This window comes from Psychrobacillus glaciei (assembly GCF_008973485.1).
In the GTDB taxonomy this organism is placed as follows: domain Bacteria; phylum Bacillota; class Bacilli; order Bacillales_A; family Planococcaceae; genus Psychrobacillus; species Psychrobacillus glaciei.
In genome coordinates this window covers 3,619,350-3,645,026 of sequence record NZ_CP031223.1, presented here as the reverse complement: position 1 = coordinate 3,645,026, position 25,677 = coordinate 3,619,350, and the positions used below count along the sequence as shown (strand labels likewise).

Here is a 25,677-nt window from a genome sequence, read left to right as displayed (position 1 = left end):
TAAGTAGGGTGCCTAAAGTCGTTTACAAGTCATTGTTAATTTCCAAACAGATGGTAAAATGGTAGGAATAAGCTTAAGGGAAGGGGAAGGTGTATGCGCAAAAAAGTTGTTCTTACACTAGGTGCACTCATTGTAATTTTCAGCTATTTGACTATTGTGTCGGCAACTAAGGCGTTTCGCTCAACTAGTGAGATGCCTGTAAACCACGACTCTGCCCCGGAATCCATTCGTATCGTACTCATTACACAAGAGCTTGATACTCCTTTTTGGAACAAGGTCGGTCAAGGAGCAACGAAGCAGGCACAAAAAGAAGGTGTTCAGCTCGAAGTTTGGGGAAGCTATGGAAACAACGAAGATGATTTCTTGAAGAAAATGGAGGTTGCCATTCATTCAAAGGTAGATGGGATTATCGTACAAGGACTGGATAATGAAGCATTTAAAGAACTGACAAAGGTTAAGGCAGCCTTTTATGGGATTCCTGTCATTACCGTCGCAAATGATGTGCCAGTGGAAGAAAGTTTGCGAAAGACATTTGTTGGTTCAGATCAATTTTGGGCAGGGAAAGTGGTTGCTCGTCAATTGGTAAAAAAAATGGGCACGGCAGGAGAAGTAGCTATACTTGGGGATCTAGAGCAAGCGTATTATCAGAAACAACGTTTAGCGGGTATTCAAGATATTTTAAGTAGGTATCCAGACATCCAAATGACTATAAAAGGGACGGCGGCTACAAAAGAACAAGTAATGGCAACGACACAACAGTTGATGAATGAAGTACCGCGAGCTTCTGCTTTTATCGTTATAAATGCAAATTATGCAGGACCACTAATTCAAGAAATCGGAAGACGTACTAAGGTTGAGCCGTATCATATTTATACTTTTGATGATGGGGTGGAATCGACTGCTCTTTTACGGCAAGGCAAGCTTGATGGGATTTTGGAGCAACAGCCAGAAGAAATGGGTAGTGAAAGCGTTAAATGGTTGATGGAGTGGATTTCAGGAAAGACGGTACCCCTTGATTCAAATGGTTATCTCACCGAAATACGCATGGTCGAAGCGAAAGGTGAAAGGCTATGACGACGATTCAAAAAAAGATTTGGATACTTGTTTCCGTTATGTTGCTAATTATGGCGATTATTTGGTTGACACTCACGTATTATAATCAAAAAACGCAGGAACAATCCAATGATATATTACAACGTTATTTGCGAATGAATGAGGTAACAACTGCTAGTCAACAAATGATTACTAATTTAAATAATTATTTATTTGCCCCTACAGATAAACATAAGCAACAGGTAGAAAAGAGCATAGACGTTATTAAAGAGGTACAACAGGATGTAGTAGAGCTGCGCAACGAGGAAAATACATTTTCAGTAACTAATTATATTCATCTAATCGACAGTCTTGTTGAGACGGCAAATCGTTCCATTATGTTTTCAGAGGAGAAAGAAATAGAATGGTCGACGAACGAATTTAATGAAGCAAATCGTATTTCTATGTACATATCTGAAATGACCTTAACGATTTTAGACAGAGAACTGAAAACTTATAATCGCTTTTATCGAGATATTATCCAACAATCGGAGGAGCTAAAAAAGCTAGGAATCTGGTTATTGCTGTTGATAACAGTCGTGTTACTATTGGCTACTTATTGGTTTTCTCTTAGTATTACGAGACCGATTCATCAACTCACGAAGGCTGCGAGCGAATTGTCCGAAGGTAATTTTAATCAACGAATTGAAGTGAAATCCAACGATGAGATAGCCTTTTTAGCGAATACCTTTGATGAGATGCGGATAAATATTAATGACTTAATCTTGGAAATTCAACAAAAGGCTCAGCTTGAACATGAGCTTCAACAAAGTAAATTGTTGTTGAAGGAGAGTCAATTGAAAAGCTTGCAAAGCCAGATAAATCCACATTTTTTATTCAACACCTTGAATACATTGTCGAAAAAGGCATATTTGGATGGTGCAGAGGAAACAAGCGATCTTTTGGTCAGTGTAGCAGGTTTGCTACGCTACAATTTAAAAAGAGTTGACCGCTCTGTGACGTTGTTTGAAGAAGTAGTTGTTTTGAATCAATATATGGAAATTCAAAAGGCTCGTTTTACAGATCGCTTAGAATTTGAGTTGAACATCGATGAATCTTGCTTACATGTGAAAATTCCTGGTCTAACCCTTCAGCCAATTATTGAAAATGCAGTTATCCACGCTATTGAACCAGAGGAGGATGGGGGCACTATTTGGTTTAGGATTAAGAGAGTTGCACCATGGATATTCATTGAAATTGAAGATAGTGGAAGAGGAATGTCACGAGAGAAAATGGTGCAGTTGTTGAAAGGGGATGTGTTACCAATCGAGGGGCATTCCACAGGTATTGGTTTTCAAAATGTAGTGAAAAGATTGTATTTATTTTATGGTATAGAGGATTTAGTGACGATTGAAAGTGGAGAAGGACGAGGTACAAAGGTAGTTATACAAATTCCAGAGACAAGGGAGAAGGGAAATGAAGATGAAACTTCTTATCGTTGATGATGAACCGATTGAGCGAGAAGGGATGCAGGTTATTTTACAAAAAGCATTCCCTGAACTGATCATTCACCAAGCGAAAAATGGGAAATTAGCAATAGAATTAGCAGATTCGTTTCAACCAGATCTAATTTTAATGGATATTATGATGCCAGGTATGACAGGGCTTGAAGCCATAGAACAGATTCGATCAGAGCATCCTGCGATCAAGTTTGTTATGGTGACGGCATTTGATATGTTCGATTACGCAAGACAGGCTATCAAGCTCGGTGTGAAAGATTACTTGTTGAAACCGAGTAAAGCCAGTGAGATTGTATCAACGGTAGGAAAAGTTTTAGAGGAATGTAAGCAAGAACGTGTAGCAGAGGCTACAAGTCAGATGCAGCAAGTGAAATGGGAAAAGACGTTGACCTTAGCGGAAACAGATATTGTCACACAGCTACTATTTGACCATGTACATGAAGTACATATCGATATGCTCGTCGAGATGCTTGATATTTGCTCTACTGATGAAAAATTTGTCGTAGTCGTTTTGCTGTCAGAGGGAGCAGAGCACTACTATGTACAGATTAAGGAGAAAATACGTGAAACTGAAAATGCTTGGGTAGGCGCATTATATGGTCGTCAGCTTCCTATTATTATTTTTCGTGATAAAGAGAGGTCCTTTCGCTCCCAAGCAGTCCTATTAGCCAAAGCAATTATATCTTTGTCAAAGGATAAAACGGGATTGAACTGGTTTATTGGAATCGGACAAGTTTGTGAGGGACTTGATGAAATTCGTCATTCGTACCAAGAAGCACTCATTGCAACCATGGATACAACGCTAGCGGTCAAACATCGGTTTTATGCTGACGTACCAACTATTAGCCTGGAAACAGACAATCTGATTATCAAGCAGCAGCAGAAAGACTTCTTTGACCAAATTCGTTTAGGGGACTGGATGTCCATCCGTTCTGGTGTGCTAGATGTGATTCAACAACACGAGAATGAAGGGAATTCACTGATCTATACACAACAGAGAGTACTCGAGTTGCTCTGGATTGCAAATCGAGTGATGGATGAAATGGGAATGGAAGCTGAGGTCCCGTTTTTCTCATTTCAAGCACAGGACTCCCGTCAATTACGTACGGAAACGCTCCTGCTACTCGAGCATATGAATACTATATACGATGCGCATTACGACCGAGTGGAGGCAGATAAGATACACTATATCCAACAATTTATACGTGAGCATTCACACGAAAATATTTCACTTGATACGCTCGCGCAAAGGGTCAATTTAAGCCCGATTTACATTAGTAAAATGTTCAAGGAGAAGCTGGGTATTAACTACATCGATTTTCTGACAGAGTGCCGAATTGAAAAAGCAAAAAAACTATTGAATGATCCAGAGCGGAGCTTAAAAGAGATTACGTTCGAGATTGGTTATCATGAGCCAAATTATTTTAGTAAGGTGTTCAAGAAAATGTGCGGGGTGTCTCCAAAGGAATACCGAAAAACGTTGTTAAGTAAAAATTATGAAGTTTAATAGGGGATGAGCGGATGAAACTAAGGACTATAGTCTTGTGTTTTTTGAGCGTGGTCTGGATGCTAGTTGCTTGTACAGATACGCCAAAGCAGGTGCTTGAAACCGTCCAAACAGAAAAACCGACACTTCTTGATGAGAACCATGCGCCAATTCGTATTGGATTTTCGATGGATACTTTGCTTGAAGAAAGATGGTTGAAAGATCGTGATTTGTTTAAAGAAGCTGTGGAAGCACTGGGAGCAGAAGTAGAGATTGTCGCTGCAAGTGGTGACGATGCGCTTCAAATTTCACAGGCAGAGGCACTCATTCATAGCGGGATCGACCTTTTGGTCATTGTCCCGCATAATGCGGAGGCATCAGCTGCGATTGTACATAAGGCACATCTGTCAGGTATCCAAGTAATTGCCTATGACAGACTTGTCAAAAATGCAGATCTTGATCTGTATGTATCTTTTGATAACGAACAGGTTGGTGAAATGCAAGCCAAAGCTATTACTGCGCTCGTTCCAAAGGGGAATTACGCGTTTATCGGTGGTGCGATAACCGATAATAATGCACATTTATTGAAACAAGGTGTGTTCAAAGTGCTGCGTCCGTATATTGAACGAGGGGATATTAACATTGTGTATGATCAGTGGACTGAGGATTGGACTCCAGTAAATGCTCGAGCCAATATGGAAGAAGCGCTTCGGACAACCAATATGCAAATTGATGCGGTAATTGCTGCAAATGATGCAACGGCAGGTGGAGTCATTCAAGCACTCGCTGCTAAAGGACTCGCTGGTAAAGTGCCAGTTGCCGGACAGGATGCGGATCTGGCAGGAGTTCAGAGAATTGTAGTTGGAACACAAACTATGACAGTTTATAAGCCAATACAGATGCTCACTAAGGAAGCAGCCGAATTAGCGGTTGCTATGGCAAAGGGTAAGAAAGTAACTGCTGAACAAAAAGTTAATAATGGAAAAATAGAAGTTCCTTCGGTGTTGCTAACTCCGATAGCTGTAAATGAACAAAATCTAGATAGAACAGTTATTTCTGATGGATTTCATTCTTCCGAGGATGTGTATAAAGCGATATTGAAATGAGAAAAAAGAAAGCGTACCTTGTGTTCGCTATTTGCCGAGTGTTATGGACTAAACATTGGCTACACCGTTACCGTTTGAATTTTTGTGGATTATGAAGTGGCTCTGACACTTCATAATCCACTTTTTTCGGTAATCTGGTATCGGATGTTTGTCCGTCGTCCTGGTGAAATGTTTAGAGATATGGTCCGTAAGGTTAGGTTAATGAGAGTCTAGATACTGTCCTACTCTTTTAAAAGCGGACGAAGAGTCAATTTCGTCCGCTCAGCGCTTCTTTATCAATAGAAGCTATCTATTTTTACATAGTTCCATTAACTCTAATAATGCTCCCACTGAATCATCTAAACTTTAAAGAGTAAGGGTGAAAAAAACAAAAATGCTTCAATTCACAAGGTGTTGCGTTCGAATCGCAAAACAGTGAGTGCAAATTGCAAAATTCAAGTCCCTAGTCGCAAGATCGCACACCAGAGCATTAAGTTCCAATGGATTTGAAGTCATGTTTAAGATTGAACCTGCTATTTCATTTTCTCTTGATGCTTGCATTTCTAAATGGCTGAGTAAATGCCATGGTATCTTCCAAGTTAATGAGAATTTGTTGTCTACTTCATCCTTTATGTCATAGCCAATGAGTTTTCTTTGATACCATTGTTGAGTTTCTGTTGGAATTAACCAAAATAATACTGTTTCTGTATTAAGAGCTTCAACATAAATTATAATTTTGTCTGTACCTTCTGAAACCGTAACCCAATTGTCTTTTTAGGGAATACTTGTATAAAATTATTCTGACTTTGGTTACGGAGGGATATTTTCTATATTAGCTTTAATTGACACCTTTAACATTAGGATTCTAGCCAAAAGTGTTTTTAATATCATTGAATCCACCTCGAAAATAGTGTTTGCATAAACGGTTAGAATGAATTGTTATTTACAAGGAGTTTCCTAATTTTTTATTGAACAATCAACAATAAAATTTAACAGAACCTAAAAAAGACTACCTGTAGTAATAAGCACACTCACTGACTAAAGAGAGTGAGAAATAAAAAAATCTCGTTAATCAATAAATTGACCAACGAGATAATATTTTTATTAAACAAAAGTCGCTATCTTCTCTATAGGCAAACGGGTAGATCCGTAAGCAGGAGCTGCAGCTTTACCTAAAGCGATTAGAACAAGTGGTACGTAACGACTCTCCAATTCGAATGCCTCTGCAAATTGTTTTTTATCAAAACCACCCATTGGAACCGTATCATAGCCTTTTGCTTTTGCAATTAACATTAGTTGCATGGAGACTAAACCGGCGTCAAACGCAGCGATATTTAGTCGAGCTTCGACGGGAGCGTTTGGATAAGAAGTTTTGGCATTTTGAATTTGAAGCTCCACATTGACTTTATCAATATAGCCAGCTTCAAGATTTGCATTGTAAATTTCGTCTATATTATGATACATTTCTGTATCGCCGATGACAGCTATGATTGCTGAAGCAGTTTCTAGCTGTGCTTGGTTAAAGGAATATTCTCTAACTTTTTTCTTTGTATCTTGATCTTGGATAATCATAAATCTCCAAGGTTGTAAGTTACTTGAAGATGGAGCCAGTGTCGCTTCACTCAGCATAGCAGTGATTTCTTCTCTAGAAATTTCGAAAGACGGATCGAACTTTCTTACAGATTTACGTTCGTGAATTATTTCAGATAGACTTGTATATTTTTCGGACATGTTGACACTCTCCCATTGAAAATAAGTTGGTTTATTTTTGAACTTACTAATAGTAAGTTGGAATTTAAGATTACTATTAGTAAGTTTGTTTGTCAATAAAGAATGTGTTAATGTTGAGATATCAATCAAATGGGGTTGTGAAAATGAAGCATAAGGAAGAGTTAATTCAGTCAACTATTCAACAAAAAGGGCTTAGCCGTTGTGATAGTTTTCATGGAACGATCGAATTTATTGGGAAGAGATGGATGGGAATCATCATCTATCATTTATTAGATGGACCAAAAAGGTATCATGAGTTACTTTTCGAAATTCAAGGTATTTCAGATCGATTGTTAACGGAGCGACTTCGTGAATTGGAAACGCATGGTCTAGTTGTAAAGAAAGTTTCTGAGCCTACTTCCAGAAAAGTGGAATACGAATTAACAAAGATAGGTAAAGATTTAGAGCAAATCATTAGTGCCATTTTTAAATGGGTAAGGGACAATGGCTGCAATGCATACGACGGCAAAAAATAGAAAAAGAATTACTTGGAGGAGATATACATGGAAGAAAATAAAGAAAAATTAGAAGTTGGCAAAATTTTTACGGTACTAGGTGAAAACGATCAAGAGCAAGAGATGAAAGTAGTAGGCTTTTTGAAGTTGGAAGAAATGAACTACGCAGCAGTCATATTTGTAGAGGATACTCAAGAAGAAACAATGGAAGATATAAGTATTTTCTTTTTACGAGTAGAGGACGATAACGCATTATCCATGATTGAGAGTGAAGAGGAATTCGAAAAGGTATCTGCAGCTTATAACAAGCTCGATGATAAGAAACCTACAAAAAAAAGAGGCAAGAACCGAAATAAAAAATAACTCATTAAAAGAGCATTAGACCTCTAGTAAAAGGTTTAATGCTCTTTTCGTTCAAAAGAAAAAGCACCACCTCATAAGAGATGATGCTTTTTTGGAAGAACCCTTCGTTCCTTAAGGGTTCTCGTGGGTTTGGCACCCAATGGTCCCGACTGGTCTCGAACCAGCGACCTCCACCTTGTCGAATTTGTAACCCTTGAATAACCCCGTTAAATTGAATTCGAATAAGATAAATAAGTCTGATTTAATAAGGTTTTGGAGACAGTGAGAATCATATCTGTAAAATAAGATTAGTACAGAAAATTAATTATGCGGACAAATTGCGGACAAAAGAGTAGACAGGTGGTCTGTATTACTTTATTAATGAAAACAGGTTACTACAGTTTCAGTAATAGCTATTCCTATATGATTTATTTGCGTTGTAGGAAATGGAAAATTCACAAAAGCACATCTACAAGTTGCCCTGGTATCAATATGGATAGTGTTCGTAAGCGATTAAAAACCTTACTAGGACGCTGGAAAAGGGTGGGGGGGTTAGGGTGTACGATTACAGACCTGAACATAGAGGACAATATTATTTAGGAGCTGAAGATTGGATTATAAATATGCCGACTCATATTAAGTATAAAACACAGTCAAAAGCTATGCTAGAACGATTAAATAACAAATAATACTTAGCCCTGCTTATATAATGTGCGTAGGGCTTTTTTCTATTATAAAAATATTGATATAGACTTTATGATTTCCAAATTGTACTATATAATAGTTCTATATAATCAGTGATTAAAAACTATAATTAATGGGGGGAAGAAAGTGAAAAAATTTATACTAGGTTTTCTTTTTGTAAGGGTAGAAGGTAGGAATGAGTTAGTACGATTAAACTGGATCGGTAGGGTGAAAATGAAAAAGATTATTGTCTCTGTCATAAGTTTACTAGTGGTTGTAATGAGTTTCTTTTTTATCAGTCCTGAAGATACATATGCCAAGAATGATTGCTCAAAATATCAAGGATTAAAAAAGGTTAAGTGGGGGGATCACGAGTTAAAAATAGGACAAATCGGGGGGGTAACAGTATTAAAAGATACGGAACTATTTAAGTTAAGTGGTGAAAAACGTGAAAATGTACGAACATTAAAAGCTGGAGAATTTTATCGAATTTACTCATTTAAGCAAAATTCGTTTGATGTAGGCGGTGGATATTTTGTTACTAAAGATAATAAGGTTAAATATGAAACTCCAAGTAAGGCTCTAGTACAAGCAGTTGAATGCTATTATCAAAACTCTTTAAAATCATCGGTTAATTTAAAGGAGCCATTATTAGAAAAGGAAATTCGTAGACAATTAAATAAACCTTCAGGAAAAATAACAGTTAGTGATATGCAAAAGGTGAAATCTCTTGATATACGAAGCTTTCGATCTCCTTTTATTAAAACCTTGGATGGATTAGAATATGCAATAAATCTGGAAGAAATCCAGTTGATAACAACGACAGAAAAGAAAGTAGATATCAAAGCATTAACCAAGCTTCAGAAGATAAAAATCCTAAGGATATCAAGTAGTGCTATCGATGTTAATCAAATAAATAAAATTTCAAATTTAGAGGTATTACATTTAGACGATACAACTAATAAGGAGCTATCCATTATTTCAAACTATCCTTCGCAATCATTAAGACAATTAATTGTTGCTGGAAAGATTACGGATATCTCGCCAATTTCTAAATTAAAACAATTAAAAGGCTTTCGTTTCTCATATAATGACGCTGTGCTCAGCAAGATTGATAAAATCGATTTACCGAAGTTAGAGACTCTAGACCTATCAGGTTCAAATATAAAAACTATAGGAAATCTCAATTTACCAAAATTAAAAGACTTATCCTTAGAAAATAATGAGATTGAAAATATACAATTTTTATCAAGTTTACCGCAGTTACAGTACTTATCATTGGAGAAAAATAAAATAAAAGATATCTCTTTTATAGAAAGATTACCTAGTTTAATTTACCTAATCATTGATGAAAATCCATTAAACAAAGAATCTAGCAATAAATTAAGTGCTATAAAAGGAAATGTTAATGATAATCTAAGAAAGCAAATAGAGGGATTACTTAAACATAATTATCCTAGTGTTGATATTAAAGTTTATGGGAAATATACGATGGAAATATCTTATTTGAATTATGAAGAATTTAAGTTGCGTCATCCAGGATCTCCAGTTACAAAATTAGAATATGAGTCGGAAATTACTACAGAGGATGCTATTTATCATTTCATGGTTAGAGATATATTTTTACTTCAACAACTTAAAAAGTTTACTGATATTACCTATAATGTACCTTTAGGTAGTAACGACTGGTACAATGTAGTGGGGTACCGCTATAGCTTGGAGCAGTTTTATAAAAAAACAACATATAAACTCGATGATCCAGACGCTGCAATGGAAGGACTAACCAGCTTTATACAGACATTAAGTTACAAAAATGACAACATAAAACAATATTTCGTTAAAAATAATGACCTCTATGGAAAAGGCAAAAGGATATATTGGTTTGGTGATTGAAATGGAGAGATTTTAACAAACAATTCTTATCAGATAAAGCAAGCTTCACTAAGGGGAGCTCAGGAAAATGCTGATTTACAACGCTTAGAAAATTACAGCATAGAAAAAACGGTTCCTTTACAACGATAGGAACCGTTTTTTTTATTAGCTTATTGAACTAACGCACCCGTTACTTTAAGTATCATACTTCGCAATTTTCTCCGCCGGTCCTACGATCTACTCGTAAAAGGAGTCCATAACGATAACACAACCGCTTTACAAGAAAGAATGACGAAAGCTAGGTTTACTTTCTACTGTTTCTGAGCGAGCGTTAATCATTTTGTAGCCAATTCTCTCGTCCTTTGACCAACTCGGTATCACCCCCCATTTTAAACTGCCTAATCTGTTATTGCTCTCATTATTAATAATGGAGATAACGGATTGGGAAGGAGCCACATTAAAGTTAGGGGAGTAGTTTTCTTCATCAAATGTTACATCTACATCGAAGCGCTCTAATATCTGTTCATAGTCTGCAACTAACGTAAAACGACCACACAAATAAATTCCAGAGTTCTTGATAGGATGTGCTCAGAATTATTAATGCACAGATATTTAAAGGAAGTTGTGAGCATTAGCCAATAGCTAAGTGGATGCAGTAACATATGTGATGAGCTTTCATTTTTGGAGGATTTTCTAATTCGAGAACAGCTTCGATGATTTTGCGGATGAAGAGAAGTTGAATCTGACAATCGATTCGGTAAATCAAAGTACTGGGGAAGTTATTGGTACGGTTAATTATCCAGAAGCATTTGAGAATATGGAGTGAATCATTTGGGGTTGGAGGCATAATGCTTCTGGCTCTTTTTCTTTTTAATTTTCTAAAGCGGCTCCGATGTAGGATTGCTCTGGCCAGTTTCAATATCTGAAATATGGTTGTGCAAAGCCTGTCAGTTCTGCTACTTCTTTTGCGTGAAGCCCTTTTCCTTTTGAATCAATTTGATTTCGATAAAACAACTAGAAAATTGACGTATTATACATCGTGTTAGCAAGATGATTTATGACAATTAAAAATAGTGGATGCTCATAAAAAACTGAAGTTTGCTATATATTGTATTGACTAGCCCTATTTTATATGCTAAATTGGGTTAATGTTCAGATTATTTAAATATTAGCAGATTAATATAGTTAAATTTGTTGTTCTAAGTTGTCATATATTAATTGGCAAATACGAAAGGGTGGTGAATAATGTAAGGGCTTACACGGAGCTATAAAATGGGGGATCTGTGAAATTGTTTGTCGTCCAATTGGTTACTATTATCTTTGTTACCACAAAAATTGAGGGGGATTTGATGAGAAAAAATCTGGTTATTTCATTGCTTTTAAGCGTTTTACTACTTCTTGCCGCTTGCGGTGAAGACAAAGCAAGTAGCAGTTCACCTAAGGAAATCATAATTGGAAATATCGGAGCGATGAGTGGGACTAGTGCTGTAAATGGAAAAGCGCAGTCTCAAGGGATAGAAATGGCGGTGAAAGAGATTAATGCAAATGGAGGTATTTTGGGTGCTCAGGTGAAAGTCGTCACACGTGATGATGAGGCTGACCCTACAAAATCCAAAACATTTATGGAGGAGATAGTGGACAAGGAAAAGGCAAGGTTTGTAATCGGGCCTACAAATTCAACTCCTGCAGCTGCTTCGATGGCATATCTCCAGGAGAATAAAGTGATTTCTATGATACCAGTAGCAACAGGTACAGACCTTATCAGCAAAAACAATCCTTATGCTTTTAGAATAATGCCGTCAAATGAAATACAGGCAAAAGCTCTTGTCAAAATTGCAGTTGAGGGAAATTACCAGAAAATTGCTTTGGTTGCTGATACCTCTGCCCTTGGTGTGGATGGAATCGCAGTTATGGAAAAGACGCTAAAAGAATATGGCGTTGAGCCTGCCGTGAAAGTTACTTATAAGTCGGATGATCCAGACATGACGCCTATCGCACAAAAAATAAAAGAGGCTAACGCAGATGTAGCGTTGTTTTGGACCTTAGGAGCTGATGGGGCGAAGATTGTAAGGTCCCTGGAGCGAATCGACTATATTGATAACTTGCAAGTTATAGGCTATACAGGATTGGCGATGCCTAACTTTAAGGAACTGGCTGGCCCTGGGGCTAATAATGTGTCAGTTGTTTCTATGAACAACTGGGCAGTGGAGCCAAATCAAACAGAGTTAGGGCCGAAATATTGGGCGATGTATCAGAAGATTATGGAGGAATATGGTGAATACGGTAAACGTGATACAAACCCTACTACGGTAACATCAGGTTATGAAGCAGTTTATTTACTAAAGTGGGCAATTGAAAAAGCAGGTACGACGGATACTGTTGAAGTGAAAAAGGTATTGGAAAATGATGTGGCGGAATTCGAATCGGTCTTTGTAAATGAATATGCCTTTTCGGAGGAATCTCACGAGGGGTTCCCTTTATCAGAATTGATCATGGTTAAGATCTCAGAAATGTTTAATGGAGATCTGTATATAAAAAATTAATTGTAATTAGTTACTGTCGATCTCCTAAACTTGTAATGGAAATTGGGAGATCGACATAACGTAGCTCTACTCTAGCGGTGTAATTTTAAATTTTATCTTAGTGGAAGACTTGCCCTACATATGACTTGGAAATCAATAAAAAGAAAAACCACAACTATTTGGGAGGTATTAGAATGGGAAAATTAGAAGGTAAGTACGCAATTATTACCGGGGGTGGGAAAGGAATAGGTGAATCTATCGTTAAACGCTTTCTAGAGGATGGTATTGGAGGTATTGCAGTACTTGAATATGATCTGAACTTGGCGAAAGAAATGATTACAAGACTCGATACTAGTGACGCTGAAGTTCTGGCTATTCAATGTGATGTATCGAATGACAACCAAGTAGAAAAAGCTGTTTCTCAAGCGATGAAACATTTCGGTACTGTTGACATCCTTGTCAACAATGCTGGGATTACTCAAGACAGTATGTTCCACAAAATGACGGATGAAGCTTGGGATGCTGTTATAAATGTAAATCTTAAAGGTGCCTATTACCTTTGTAAACATGTCGTACCGATTATGAGGAAGAATGCCTTCGGTAAGATTGTAAACATCTCGTCCATATCTGCATTTGGTAATGTAGGTCAGGCTAATTACGCCGCATCAAAAGCAGGATTAATTGGTTTTTCCAAAACGCTTGCGAAGGAGGGGGGACCAAAGAATATTAACGTTAACTGTGTTGCCCCTGGTTATATTGAAACAGACATGTATAAAACTGTCCCGACTGAAATTATAGAAGAACATATAAAGAATACCCCTTTAAGAAGACTTGGAAAACCTCATGAAATTGCCAGTGTTGTGTCTTTCCTTTCTAGTGATGATGCAAGCTTCTTATCAGGGCAGTGCATAACTGTTAGTGGTGCTGCAACAACATGAGGCGACTAGTAAGATAAGAGAGGGGTGTATATATGCAGGAACTAATATTTGCTCTTGCTAACGGGAGCATGTATGCCTTAATGGCACTTGCCATCGGTATCATTTATTCTACAACTCGTATCATTAACTTTGCACATGGCTCCGTTATTATGATAGGAGCTATGACAAGCTACTGGTTCATAAGTGTTTTTCATATGAATTATATACTTGCTATTTTGTTAGCCATATTGATTAACATATTGCTAAGTATGGTGATCTATAAGACAGCAGTAGAAAGATTAGGAGATCTATCGAAAAATTCAAGTTGGATTGTCACTCTATTCGGTGCAAGTATCATCATAGACAATATTGCTCGAATGATATTCGGAACAGAACCAAAGGCTTTTCCATACCTGTTTAATGGTCTAGATATCCGTATGTTCGGTGCGAATATTATGTTGCACGAAATGATGATGATTGTTATTGCAATATCAATTGGTATCGCGTATCAATTTGTCATTCAAAAAACTAGTTTTGGTAGAGCTGTTAGGGCTGTATCGTATAAACCGGATACAGCAAGAATCATGGGTATTCGAAGCAGTGTCGTAGTGTTGACCTGTTTCGCGATATCAGGGGGGGTTGCGGCAATCGCGGGTGCACTGATTGCACCCTTAACTTTTGCTAGCTATACAATGACATATGCACTTGGCATAAAAGCTTTCGCAGCAGCGTTAATCGGAGGGTTAGGTAATACCAAAGGAGCGTTTGTCGGTGGTATTTCCTTAGGTTTGTTAGAGGGATTTGTTGGGCTGATGATCCCTGGTGGTATGAAAGATGCCGTTATCTTTTTAATTATGATTGTTGTCATTATAGTTTTACCGGGAGGGATATTAGGTGCCAAAATTTTCAATAAAGGCAGCTTCACTGCAGAAAAAATATAAAGTTTATTTTATTATCCTTTGGGTTGCTCTTTTATTGATTAGTTTAGCTATTCCCCTAGTAGCAGGTAGTTACTACTTGCGATTAGTAAGTTTAATTTTCATCTACATTATCCTGGCAATTGGCTATAACATTTCTGCGGGCTTTAGTGGTATAACTTCTTTTGCATTTGCCGCACATTTTGGTGTTGGGGCATATGTGTCAGCAGTAGCCATTACCGCCTACAACTTGCCGTTTTTCGTGGGGCTTATACTAGGGGCAATAGCGGCTGCTGTAGTCGGTTTGCTAGTTTCCCTTCCAGCATCTAAAGTAAAACACCATTACCTCGCTCTTATAAGTATTGGTTTACTAGAAATGGCGCATCGAGTGTTTAATGAATGGACCTGGTTTACGGGTGGTTCACAGGGGCTGTTCGTCTCAAATTGGACTATTTTCGGTTTCAGCCTAGATACCCTTCAAAAATACTATTTCATACTACTACTAGTAGTAATATGTATTGTCGTACAGAGGAACATCGTTAAAAGTCGATGGGGTAGAGATTTAATTGCGATGACAGACAACGAGATTGCAGCAGCAGGGGTTGGCATTAACTTCAGTAAATATAGAATCATAGGCTACTTCTTCAGTTCATTACTCGCTGGATTAGCTGGAGGCGTTTATGCTAGTTATAGTGGCTATCTAAGCCCTGATACCTTCAGTTTTCAATTTACAGTATTCATTCTTCTGATGGTGGTTTTGGGTGGGCAAGGGACGCTTAGCGGTCCAATTATCGGTGCTATCATTGCTACGTTAATACCAGAACTATTTAATGCAGCACCTGACCTGAAACAGATTGTATATGGTGCCCTACTTGTCGTCATCCCACAAGTACTTCCGGCGGGTATTGCAGGAACGATCAAAAAGCATTTCAGAGAAATAGATGACAATCAATACATCATGGAAAAAAGGGACAAAAAAGCTTTTGAAATAAAGCAGAATGTTAATAGTGTTGGTACTAACTCCGATAGTGATGACATTTTAGTTATTAAGGATCTTACGAAGAAGTTCGGGGGACATACTGCAGTAGAAAATCTAAGCATGACGATTAAAAGAGGGACGGTTCACTCACTAATTGGTCCGAATGGTGCCGGCAAAACTACAACATTAAACATGATTACTGGTGTTGATAAGCCATCAGCAGGCCTGGTTATTTTTAAAGACAAGGACATTACGGGTAAGAGTATTGTAGATCTGGTAAGGCAGGGGGTCTCGAGGACATTCCAACATGTAAGACTTTTTAACAATCTCTCGGTCGTTGAAAATGTTGCGATGGGTGGACGGCTATTTTATAGCTATTCACTTACCGATACGATGTTCCGTACACGGAAAATGAGGAATGAAGAAAGAAAATCATTTTATGAAGCAATGGATTACCTTGATTTAATAGACCTAGGCCACCAAGCGAACAATGAACCGGAGAGCCTGTCAGCGGGGCAACAGAAATTATTAGAACTGGCGCGAGCTCTTAGCATGAAACCAGAGCTTCTAGTTCTAGATGAACCTTGTGCTGGCCTATCAGATACAGAGACGATGGAATTCTCGAAGTTGCTTAACAAAGTTCGGGAGGCCGGAGTTACCGTTCTAATGATCGAACATCACATGGATTTAGTCATGGAGATATCCGATTATATTACCGTACTTGATTATGGCAAAAAAATTGCAGAGGGTGATCCTGCAAGCGTGAATTCCAATCCGGTTGTAAGAAACGCTTATCTGGGTGAAGGGGCGGAAATCTATGTTACAAGTTAAGGATTTAACTGTAAGTTACGGAAAAACTGAAGTTGTTCATAATATCTCTTTCCACGTAGAACAAGGTGAGATTGTTACAGTTTTAGGAGCGAATGGTGCTGGTAAAAGCACCATTCTCAATACGATTGTCGCGCTTCATAAGGCGAAAAGTGGAAGTATCTCCTTTCAAGGAAAAGATATTACCAATGATCGTCCTGACCAACTGGTGCGTAAAGGAATTCGCATCGTACCTGAGGGTAGACAAATATTTCCTCAACATACAGTAATGGAAAACATTCTATTAGGAGCACATATTGTAAAGGATTCCAAGAAAACAAATATCATGATTGAATCGATTTTCGAACGTTTCCCACGGCTTGAGGAAAGAAAAGAACAATTGGGAGGTACTCTTTCTGGGGGAGAGCAACAAATGCTAGCCATTGCAAGAGCCCTTATGACTGAACCATCCTTTTTAATTCTTGATGAACCCTCACTAGGGCTTGCTCCTATCATTGTAAATGAGGTTTTTGATCTATTAAAGGAAATTAATGCCTCGGGTGTTACCGTGCTTTTGGTTGAACAAATGGCGAATAGTGCATTGAAGATATCCGATCGTGCCTACGTCATAGAGACGGGACGTATTGTTTTAGAAGGTACAGGAGAAGAGATTCGTATGAATCCAGATGTCGCAAAGGCGTATCTTGGAAATGTATAAAAAAACTAATTTGATTAGTTTCTTCACTTACTATAAGCACCAAGAAGAAACTAATGAAATTACTTAAGGTGATTAAAAATGGATACTAACATGATAAACATATTATGGCTTGCTAAAAGTGAATATCCTTCAGGAAGCTCTCTTGAACCCCATTCACATAATGATTACTATCAAATTTATTATGTAATTAGCGGAGAAGGGGACTTTATTGCAGGTGAGGAACGTGTCAAGTTGACTCAGGGTATGTACCTGTTCACTAGACCTAATGATAGGCATGGCATTGCTGACACACGTGACGTAGATGGAAAATCGTTAAGCATGCTGGAAGTAAAATATGCGGTTTTTAATAACGAGTTAAAAGAAAGTTTACATCATGTTCCAAATGTCTGTATGGGCTCCGATAACATAATGGCCATGTTGAATTTAGTCTTTAATGAAGGACTTGAAATGTCTCCTTGGTATCGAGAGATTGGCACACATACACTACTAGCTGCCCTCTATTATATAATTCGATATCAAAAGATGCATGTGACAATGAATGAGCAAAAGTTAATAGTTTCGGATCAAATTAAAGAGTATATAAGAGAAAATCATGACATTGAAGTTTCTTTAGACAAAGTTGCACAACATGTTGGTCATAGCAAAAATTATATTTGTAAAACGTTTAAGGGCAATACAGGTATGACAATCAACCTATTTTTAAATAAAGTTCGAATCGAACAAGCTGCTCAGTTGCTGATCAATACGAATTTAGATGTATCGGAGATTAGTAGTAATGTGGGATATAACAACGTTTACCATTTCATCAAGACATTTAAGAAGATTGTAGGTACCTCACCCGGAAACTTCCGGAAAAATGAACTCTACGGTTTATCCCTTGCGAGTTCTCAAGTGAGTTGTATTGCAACGATTCCACTACCTTAAATGCCAAGGGGGGATAAATAATAATGAATAGAGTAGATAATTCAGTAAGTATGAAAGACGCTGTAATAGTGGGAGTTTCTAGAACATCGGTTGGGAAAATGCGCGGTACTCTCGCTAACTTTTCAGCCGTAGAGCTCGGAGCGATGGCAATGAAAAATGTTGTAGAAGAACATAAGGTGAATCCACAGGATATTGATGAGATTATCATGGGGAATTTATTCGATAGTCATTCTTTTAACTTTGCGCGAGTTGCAGCACTTGAAGCAGGTTTCCCTATCGAAGTACCCGCAATCACAATTGACCGCCAATGTGCGAGTTCACTTAATGCGGTAGCATGGGCAGCAATGCTAGTATCTTCTGGTCAATGCGAAGTTGTATTAGCGGGCGGGGTTGAAAGTCACTCCCAAAAGCCGTTCTATGTAAAAAGTCCAGAGAAGGCGTATCCGGATAAGCTTGAGTTTCTATCAGGTCAAACAACCAATGAAGAATATGGGAATCCTTCTATGATTGCCACTGCAGAAAATCTCGCGGAGATGTATAACATTTCTAGACAGGATTGTGATGAATTTGCGCTTGCAAGTCATTTGAAAGCGGAGGCTGCGTGGCAGAGAGGATTTTACTATGCTGAGACATTTCCTATTCATATACCACAGAGAAAAGGAGAAACAAAGGTTTTCCAAAAAGATGAATGCATTAGGCCAGAAACAAATCTTGAAGTGCTATCAAAGCTAAACCCAGTTATGAGTGAGGATGGAGTAGTGACAGCAGGAAACTCTTCGCCGTTAAATGACGGTGCTTCGGCAGTTCTTATTATGAGTAGAGCGAAAGCGGAAGAATATGGATTAGAACCTTTGGCGAAAATCGGAGCATCTGCATCTGCAGGTGTTGACCCTTCAATCATGGGAATAGGACCCGTTTACTCCACACGAAAATTACTAAAGAAGACAGGATTGTCAATTGATGACTTTGATATCATTGAAATAAATGAAGCATTTGCGGCACAATCACTTGCGTGTATACGCGAGCTAGGCATTGATATCGATAAAGTGAATCCAAATGGAGGGGCTATCGCGATTGGACATCCAAATGCCGCTTCCGGAGGCATTCTTGTCGCAAGAACAGCTAGAGAAATGTACGAGAGAGATTTATCGAGAGGGCTAATTACTTTTTGCGTTGGTGGAGGACAAGGATTTTCTTTAATCTTAGAAAGAGCATAAAGCATGGTCATAATATGTCTCTAAATTTCAAATAATTCGATTGAGGGTGATGTTTGTGTCAATTTTATCTGGAATCAGAGTTTTGGATTTATCACATTATATTGCAGGACCATTCTGTAGCCAGATACTTGCAGATCATGGAGCTGACGTTATTAAGATTGAGCGACCAGAGGGGGAAGTCGGAAGAACTTCTGCCCCAATGGATGACGATATTAGTTTGTACTTTGCCTCGGAGAATCGTAATAAAAGAGGAATTGCAATTGATTTAAAAAGCGAAAAAGGCAAAGAGATTTTCACTCGTCTAGTCAAAACAGCTGATGTGTTAGTAACGAATTATGGAGCGAATGTACCTGAAAAATTGGGTTTTGATTATGACGCAATTTCAGCTGTGAATCCTAGAATTAGCATGGTTCATATTACAGGATTCGGACAAACAGGTCCTTATAAAAATTATGGAGCATATGATGGAGTCATTCAGTCAATGAGTGGGTTAGCAGAATTGACAGGGCATCCAGATGGTCCGCCGACATATGTCGGATTTTTCATAGCAGATCATATTGCTGGAATGCAAGCTGCTCTAGGTACGATGTTTGCCCTATTTCATAGGGAACGAACAGGACACGGGCGCTTTGTTGATATAAGCATGCTTGACGGACTAGTATCCTTATTAGGCTTCAGTGTTGCTGAGGCCAAGTTACACGGTATTACAAGTCAAAGATGGGGAAAGACAGATCGGTTTGAACTTTCGAAATCATTCCCTACAACAGATGGGTATGTATTCATCTCAAACTATTTATTAGCGTCTGAAAAACAATGGAAAGATTTAACTGAACTAATAGGGAAAAATGAGTGGGGTCAAAGTGAATCTCCTTTATATACGAAAGAGGGGAGATTTAAAAGAAGGGAAACAATAGAAGAAGCTATTTCTCAATGGACGAGTGAACAAACTAAACTTGAAGCATTTCAACTTTTACAACAAAGGGGAATTGCAAGTAGCCCCGTGAATAAGTTAGATGAGGTATTCAACAATCCTCAAATTAAGCATAGAGAAATGATCCAAACGTTAAAAATGGGAGATAAAGGCGGGGTTCCAGTTCCTGGAGCTGCCATTAAGATTCAAGATAATCCTATAGCTAAATTCACACCTCCACCAAGTCTCGGAGAACATTCAGCAGAGATTTTAACGGAGTTGGGCTTTACAGATCAAGAAATTGAGGACTTCCAAACAAACAAAATTATCAGTGTTGAAAAGGATACACTAGCGGTGCATAGAAATTAATTTGTTAAATAGAAACCCCTTCGAGCCACGAAAAGGCTTTGAAGGGGTTCTTCAGGTATGAGGCTACCAAAATAAACTGGATTTCAGTGCCCACTTTTTCCTTATAAAATGTAGAAAACTCCAACCAGATTGATTGGCTAATTCCTCAGGATGAGCAACTGTATGTGGGATATTGTAGTGAATGTAAAGAACGTCATTGGGTGAGGAAATGCAAGGAATGCGAAATTTATTGTTGTGAAATAGAAAGTAATCAGTATAGCCTTAACAATGTTTACTTTTGTTCAGATGAATGCTTAGAGATATATAAATATAGTTGGAATTTGTAGGTAGTTGGTGAGACTCTACTACATCTTTTAATAATATTTACACCACCCTCAACACATATGGTGTGTATAGATGATACTTAATATGTTGCAAAGAACATACTAACATTTTGCTAACGCAATCTAATGAAAAACGGTGGAATCCCGTGAAAGATGTTACACTTGAGATTCTAAAAAACCTTGTTATCTCGCGCTTTTGTAACACATCGCGAAAGATATTACACACTTTCGCCTTATGGTCGGCTTGATGTAATTAGGGGGTTAAAACCTTGTTACATCAATGTCTAAAATGATATATGCTGTTAAGCTAACGGGTGCTTTAGTAAAAAATAGAAAGCAAAATACAATGAGATAGGAAATAAATTTCCTACCTCATTTTTATGAACATTTATCACCAAAAATAAAATGAAATCTAGGAGTAGGAGAATGAAAAATTGAATAATGATTTACCATTGAAGATAGAAAACTGTACTCAAGTTGTTAAAAGGGCAATCTTAAAGGTCTGGACGAAAGATATTAAAAGTGATTATAACAAGCATTTGTTGCTTAAAGAAGATACATTGAAAAACGCTTTCTACTATCATCTTAGAAAAAGGTTAGGAGACACTTTTCTAAAAAAGAATAACTTAGCTATTTTTACAGAATTCTTTATTGTAGGGGAACGTATCGACTTAGTTGTTGTTGAAATTGATCCATTAAAAGCTAAAACAAATTATCTAGGTGAATGTGTAATGAATATTCTTGCCGTAGTTGAAATGAAATATAAAGGTGCCAATGTTCAAGATGGTATTTTTCAAAAAGACGTCGATAAAATTATGAATTACCTCATGAATAATGAAATGGAAACATTATTTTATCTTGCATTTATTAGAGAGGTTTGGTTTCAGGAAGATGAAATAGATTACTGGTTAAATCCAGCACAACAGATAGTTGCAAAAGATAGGGTAACGGAATTATTAGCCTACTATAGTATTAATCAAGAAAAGATGCTTTGGCTTGCGATAGAACATTAATAGTTAAAGAATATTGTTAGGATTATTAGATAAACTACCATTCAAAACAATTTATGTAAACGAGATAGACGATAATATTGCAGCAGTTTTCTCACAGAATTTCAATATTAATCCTGATGTTAGGGGTGTAAGAGAAGTAACTAATGAGGAGCTACCTGAACACGATGTATTAATAGGTGGATTTTCCTGTGTTTCATTTTTAATTGTCTCTCAAAATCCGAAAAGAAAAGGGATAAAAAAATGATATTAGCGGCAAACTTTTCTTTGAAATGATTGAAATATGTGAGTTTTCATTTGTGAAATGATGAGTAGTAATTTAACTCTCTGTGGTGTTTCGCCTTTCTTATGCTTGATGGAAGGCTAACAAAACCGAAGTTAATGAGGACATGAGTGACTAGTCATTGGTATGTCAACACTAAATCAAACAACTTTATTAAGGGCTAAGTTTTTATAAGCGACCGGACTTAGATAACCCAGTTTACTGTGCGACCGGATATTATTGTACCAATTGACATAATCGAAAAGTTCAAGAGACAGCTGTTCAAGTGTAGGGTAGTGCGACCCGTTGATGAGTTCTGTTTTTAAAATCTTAAAAGTCGCTTCTGCCACCGCATTATCATAAGGATTTCCTTTTTGACTTAGAGATCGCTTAATCTTAAATGTACTTAATAATTCATCGATACCAACATTTTTAAATTCAGATCCACGATCTGTATGGAACATTTTTACGTTTTGCAGAGGATATCTAACAGACTTAAAGGCACGCTGAACTAGAGCTGCGTCCTTTTGTTCTCCGACACTATACCCGACGATTTCTCTGTTATATAAATCGATTAAAAAACAAATATAATTCCAGTTTCCTCCTACTCTCACATACGTTAAGTCACTTACTAACACAGACATCTCTTTATCAACGTTAAATGCTCGATTTAATACATTTCGAACTGATGTTTCATTTGGAGGGGTAGACATTGGTTTATAGGATGGTTTTGTATATTTCGATTGAATTCCTAGTTCGTCCATTAATCGACCAATACGTCGTCTAGAGACTGTTAAACCAGCCTTTTTTAAAGCATCTTTTATTTTTCTGGTTCCATATACTTTACGATTCTCTTCGAAAATCACTACTATTTTATCTTTTAATTTTTGCTCTTCAGCTAGCTTTTCTTGTTCTTTTTGAATGGCTATTCCCGTGTCATGATAAAAAGTGCTACGAGCTATTTTTAGGACTTTACACATTGCTAATACAGAATATTTGTGACGATTTTCTTGAATCACATCTATTTTCGTCCCATGATCAGCGCGGCTTGCTTTAAAATGTCGACTTCCATTTCGAGTTGTTTGTTTCTCTTACGCAAGTCAATCAGTTCTTGCTCAACCGAAGGTCGGTTGTCTTTCTCTTTAAAGGAGCCTGACTGTTTGAATTGCGTAATCCATCTGTCTAAAGCAGACGCGGTTAATTCATATTCTCGGGCAATATCTTGACGGCTTTTTCCATTTTCATATAGGGCCACCACTTGTTTTTTAAAACTCTGTTGAAAACGTTCTTCTTTTACTGGACATAGTAGATTCTCCTTCTTGTTATCTATTATTCTACTTGCCCTTAATTTTACTGTCCAACTAAGTGTAGACTATTCATCAGAATGTCATTAGACCACTTGTTTACTTTTCTTTGTGCAAAAAAAAATGGAGGAATGAAAAAATTGGCGCACATCAGAAAAAGAGGCAAAACATACTCGTATGCAATTGATATTGGACAAGACCCGCTGACAGGGAAGCGTAAACAAACAACAAAAGGTGGATTTATTCGGAAAAAGGATGCTGAGGCTGCTGCACGGAAGGTTGAATTACTATTAGATGAAAATCGTTATATAGAGCTAAGCAAAGAAACTTTCTCCGATTACATTAAAGAGTGGTTTGAAAACCATTATCAAAATCGTATTAAACAAACGTCAGCGTCAAATAGTAGGTATATTATAGAGAAACATCTTCTACTTGAAAATTCCTTTGCTCATAAAGAAATCGCTAAAATTACGACAGGGGATATTGATGTTTTTTATAATCTAAAATTAAAAGAAAACTATAGTACCAGCTATATTCGGAAGATGCATCAACTTTTAAACCAAGCATTTAGTCAAGCAGTTAAATGGAAGAAAATTGCGTTTAATCCTATTACAGATGCAGACCCTCCAGCAGTGAGGTATAAGGAAATGGCTATTTGATCAATACAAGAGATACAAGATTTTCTTAATAGCTGTAAAGGTGAGCAACATTACTTAACCTTCTTACTTGCTATTTACACAGGAATGCGTAGAGGGGAGATTTTAGGGTTACAGTGGAGTGATATAGATTTACAGAATAAAATAATTCATGTTAAAAGATCTTTAGCTTATGTACCTAAAAATGGTTATTTTTTTACAACATTGAAAACAAAAAAATCTAAGCGACAAATCCCTTTCCCTAATTTTGTGCTGAATGAATTAGTAAATCATAAAAAAAGGGTAGAGGATTGGAAGGATTTAGTGGGCAATTTATTTGAGGATAACAACTTAGTTATTAGTACGATTACAGGTACTTTTCAAGATCCACGTAATGTTGTTAGAGTAATGAAGCGTATCGTAATGAGATCTAAAGTAACAAATATTAGGTTCCATGATATTCGACATACCCATGCATCACTCCTTATTTCATTAGGCTTTGACATCATTACAGTTTCTGGTCTAATGGGTCACTCTAATCCAAAAATAACATTAGAGTTTTATGCGCATTTATTACCTGGTGCTAAAAATGAAATTGCAGAAATTTTTCACGATACCATTCAAAACAATGACATTGAGAAAGATATAGAATAATTTTGCGGACAAATTGCGGGCAATTCAAAAATAGAGCTTTACGGATAAATATTCTAGTAAATGAAAAAGCCTGCAAACGTTGATATAACAACGCTTACAGACTTAGGATTATAATGGTCCCGACTGGTCTCGAACCAGCGACCTCCACCTTGTCGAATTTATCTCACCTATGTAAATTGGATAAACTGAGTTCGATTACGTTAAATAAGTCTGATTTAATAAGGTTTTCGCAGCTGTGAAAATCAATTCAGTAAAATAAAATCGATACAAAAAATTAATTATGCGGACAAATTGCGGACAAAAGAGTAAACAGGTGGTCTGTATTACTTTTTTAATGAAAACAGGATACTACAGTTTCAGTAATAGCTATTCCTATATGATTTAATTTCAGTATTACCTTCGTTACAAATGTCTTATAGATTTCTTCAGATAGAATTCTCACTAATCCATTAACAGCTTGCATTAGAATCAAGTATTAGAAATAACAACTATTCCTTTCATATTAGCAAGTTAGTTCATTTAAGAAAATATTTTTTATAGAGAAAAAAGTACTTCTTCATAGGAAGATTATTTATATAGAATAGTGAGGTTTTTAAACTACGGTGAGGTTGCTATAAGAAGGTTTAACGCAAAAAAGACTGAAACTCGAGCAAAAGGAATGAATAAATGGAAATAAAATTGATTTCCCTAACAAGCTGAACGGGAAAAAATGGTTTTGAGAAAATGAATGTTAATTCTAGAACAATGATAATGCCAGAGGATAGATAGAATAGCCGCTTAAAACCCAAAAATTTGACTGTCTATGCTTCTTTTGGGGAAAGGGGGTAAGTTGAACTCAAATTGTAAAGCCCAAGCTGACGCTTTACTTGCTTGGGCGTATGGAGAAAAAATGCTCACAATAATAGGAACTGCAACTGTAATCCCTTTATCCTTTAGCCATAGCTTTAGGTCGTCGCTAAGTTT

At 37.1% G+C, this 25,677-nt stretch carries 23 protein-coding genes; 20 read left to right on the top strand and 3 right to left on the bottom strand.

Annotated features, from left to right (window positions below):
- Nucleotides 1–93 precede the first annotated feature (93 nt).
- From PB01_RS17150 to xylF, 4 genes are read left to right on the top strand one after another with little or no spacing between them, the layout of a single operon-like run.
- A complete protein-coding gene (locus PB01_RS17150; RefSeq protein WP_151701305.1) occupies nt 94–1,074 on the top strand; it encodes a substrate-binding domain-containing protein in 981 nt (326 codons plus the stop codon).
- Nucleotides 1,071–2,534 carry a sensor histidine kinase gene (locus PB01_RS17145; RefSeq protein WP_151701304.1) on the top strand — a complete coding sequence of 488 codons (1,464 nt, stop codon included), beginning with the start codon at nt 1,071–1,073 and terminating at the stop codon, nt 2,532–2,534. Before PB01_RS17150 ends, PB01_RS17145 begins: the two co-directional genes overlap by 4 nt.
- Nucleotides 2,509–4,059 carry a response regulator gene (locus PB01_RS17140; protein WP_225986087.1) on the top strand — a complete coding sequence of 517 codons (1,551 nt, stop codon included), beginning with the start codon at nt 2,509–2,511 and terminating at the stop codon, nt 4,057–4,059. The genes PB01_RS17145 and PB01_RS17140 overlap by 26 nt, the downstream gene beginning before the upstream one ends.
- Nucleotides 4,060–4,073: 14 nt before the next feature.
- A complete protein-coding gene (gene xylF, locus PB01_RS17135; RefSeq protein ID WP_151701303.1) occupies nt 4,074–5,144 on the top strand; it encodes a D-xylose ABC transporter substrate-binding protein in 1,071 nt (356 codons plus the stop codon).
- A gap of 1,083 nt (nt 5,145–6,227) precedes the next feature.
- On the opposite strand, the gene PB01_RS17130 is transcribed toward xylF, so the two are convergent.
- The gene (locus PB01_RS17130) at nt 6,228–6,854 is read right to left on the bottom strand and encodes a nitroreductase family protein (protein WP_151701302.1); all 627 of its coding nucleotides are present in this window, start codon (nt 6,852–6,854) and stop codon (nt 6,228–6,230) included.
- 143 nt (nt 6,855–6,997) lie between these two features.
- On the opposite strand from PB01_RS17130, the gene PB01_RS17125 reads away from it, so the two are divergent.
- The 4 genes from PB01_RS17125 (at nt 6,998) to PB01_RS17115 (ending at nt 10,267) form a co-directional block, all read left to right on the top strand.
- On the top strand, nt 6,998–7,369 hold the full coding sequence (locus PB01_RS17125; RefSeq protein WP_151701301.1) for a winged helix-turn-helix transcriptional regulator: 372 nt from the start codon (nt 6,998–7,000) through the stop codon (nt 7,367–7,369).
- A 27-nt stretch (nt 7,370–7,396) separates the two neighbouring features.
- The gene (locus tag PB01_RS17120; protein ID WP_151701300.1) at nt 7,397–7,711 is read left to right on the top strand and encodes a DUF1292 domain-containing protein; all 315 of its coding nucleotides are present in this window, start codon (nt 7,397–7,399) and stop codon (nt 7,709–7,711) included.
- Nucleotides 7,712–8,247: 536 nt separating this feature from the next.
- Nucleotides 8,248–8,379, top strand: coding sequence for a hypothetical protein (locus PB01_RS21690; protein ID WP_264158159.1), 132 nt, complete (start codon nt 8,248–8,250; stop codon nt 8,377–8,379).
- Between the two features lie 142 nt (nt 8,380–8,521).
- Nucleotides 8,522–10,267 (top strand): leucine-rich repeat domain-containing protein, encoded by a 1,746-nt coding sequence (locus tag PB01_RS17115; protein ID WP_151701299.1) that lies wholly within the window; start codon nt 8,522–8,524, stop codon nt 10,265–10,267.
- A gap of 255 nt (nt 10,268–10,522) precedes the next feature.
- Here PB01_RS17115 and PB01_RS17110 read toward each other — a convergent pair whose 3' ends face one another.
- Nucleotides 10,523–10,804 carry an SOS response-associated peptidase family protein gene (locus PB01_RS17110; RefSeq protein WP_151701298.1) on the bottom strand — a complete coding sequence of 94 codons (282 nt, stop codon included), beginning with the start codon at nt 10,802–10,804 and terminating at the stop codon, nt 10,523–10,525.
- Between the two features lie 791 nt (nt 10,805–11,595).
- Between PB01_RS17110 and PB01_RS17105 the strand changes: the two genes are divergently transcribed.
- The 10 genes from PB01_RS17105 to PB01_RS17060 all read left to right on the top strand — a co-directional run bounded on the left by PB01_RS17105 (nt 11,596) and on the right by PB01_RS17060 (nt 22,106).
- On the top strand, nt 11,596–12,789 hold the full coding sequence (locus PB01_RS17105) for an ABC transporter substrate-binding protein (protein ID WP_151701297.1): 1,194 nt from the start codon (nt 11,596–11,598) through the stop codon (nt 12,787–12,789).
- A gap of 173 nt (nt 12,790–12,962) precedes the next feature.
- Nucleotides 12,963–13,706 (top strand): 3-oxoacyl-ACP reductase FabG, encoded by a 744-nt coding sequence (fabG, locus tag PB01_RS17100; protein ID WP_151701296.1) that lies wholly within the window; start codon nt 12,963–12,965, stop codon nt 13,704–13,706.
- A 32-nt stretch (nt 13,707–13,738) separates the two neighbouring features.
- Nucleotides 13,739–14,626 carry a branched-chain amino acid ABC transporter permease gene (locus PB01_RS17095; RefSeq protein WP_151701295.1) on the top strand — a complete coding sequence of 296 codons (888 nt, stop codon included), beginning with the start codon at nt 13,739–13,741 and terminating at the stop codon, nt 14,624–14,626.
- Complete coding sequence (locus tag PB01_RS17090; protein ID WP_151701294.1) at nt 14,580–16,412, top strand: branched-chain amino acid ABC transporter ATP-binding protein/permease; 1,833 nt, start codon at nt 14,580–14,582, stop codon at nt 16,410–16,412. The genes PB01_RS17095 and PB01_RS17090 overlap by 47 nt, the downstream gene beginning before the upstream one ends.
- The gene (locus PB01_RS17085) at nt 16,399–17,106 is read left to right on the top strand and encodes an ABC transporter ATP-binding protein (protein WP_151701293.1); all 708 of its coding nucleotides are present in this window, start codon (nt 16,399–16,401) and stop codon (nt 17,104–17,106) included. The genes PB01_RS17090 and PB01_RS17085 overlap by 14 nt, the downstream gene beginning before the upstream one ends.
- Before the next feature lie 78 nt (nt 17,107–17,184).
- Nucleotides 17,185–18,030 carry a helix-turn-helix domain-containing protein gene (locus PB01_RS17080; protein ID WP_151701292.1) on the top strand — a complete coding sequence of 282 codons (846 nt, stop codon included), beginning with the start codon at nt 17,185–17,187 and terminating at the stop codon, nt 18,028–18,030.
- A 23-nt stretch (nt 18,031–18,053) separates the two neighbouring features.
- The gene (locus PB01_RS17075) at nt 18,054–19,247 is read left to right on the top strand and encodes a thiolase family protein (protein WP_225986086.1); all 1,194 of its coding nucleotides are present in this window, start codon (nt 18,054–18,056) and stop codon (nt 19,245–19,247) included.
- Nucleotides 19,248–19,302: 55 nt separating this feature from the next.
- Nucleotides 19,303–20,526: a CaiB/BaiF CoA transferase family protein gene (locus PB01_RS17070; protein WP_192797385.1), complete on the top strand. Its 1,224-nt coding sequence runs from the start codon at nt 19,303–19,305 to the stop codon at nt 20,524–20,526.
- 757 nt (nt 20,527–21,283) lie between these two features.
- A complete protein-coding gene (locus tag PB01_RS17065; protein ID WP_225986085.1) occupies nt 21,284–21,862 on the top strand; it encodes a hypothetical protein in 579 nt (192 codons plus the stop codon).
- A 13-nt stretch (nt 21,863–21,875) separates the two neighbouring features.
- Entirely contained in the window at nt 21,876–22,106 is a 231-nt protein-coding gene (locus tag PB01_RS17060) for a DNA cytosine methyltransferase (protein ID WP_192797384.1), read from the top strand.
- Between the two features lie 176 nt (nt 22,107–22,282).
- Here PB01_RS17060 and PB01_RS17055 read toward each other — a convergent pair.
- A protein-coding gene (locus PB01_RS17055) for an IS3 family transposase (protein WP_151701289.1) occupies nt 22,283–23,451 on the bottom strand; the annotation gives its coding sequence in 2 pieces (ribosomal slippage) (nt 22,283–23,178 and nt 23,178–23,451; 1,170 coding nt in all).
- 114 nt (nt 23,452–23,565) lie between these two features.
- On the opposite strand from PB01_RS17055, the gene PB01_RS21540 reads away from it, so the two are divergent.
- Complete coding sequence (locus PB01_RS21540) at nt 23,566–24,084, top strand: Arm DNA-binding domain-containing protein (RefSeq protein WP_225986084.1); 519 nt, start codon at nt 23,566–23,568, stop codon at nt 24,082–24,084.
- 3 nt (nt 24,085–24,087) lie between these two features.
- Complete coding sequence (locus tag PB01_RS21535; protein WP_225986285.1) at nt 24,088–24,714, top strand: site-specific integrase; 627 nt, start codon at nt 24,088–24,090, stop codon at nt 24,712–24,714.
- Nucleotides 24,715–25,677 lie beyond the last annotated feature (963 nt).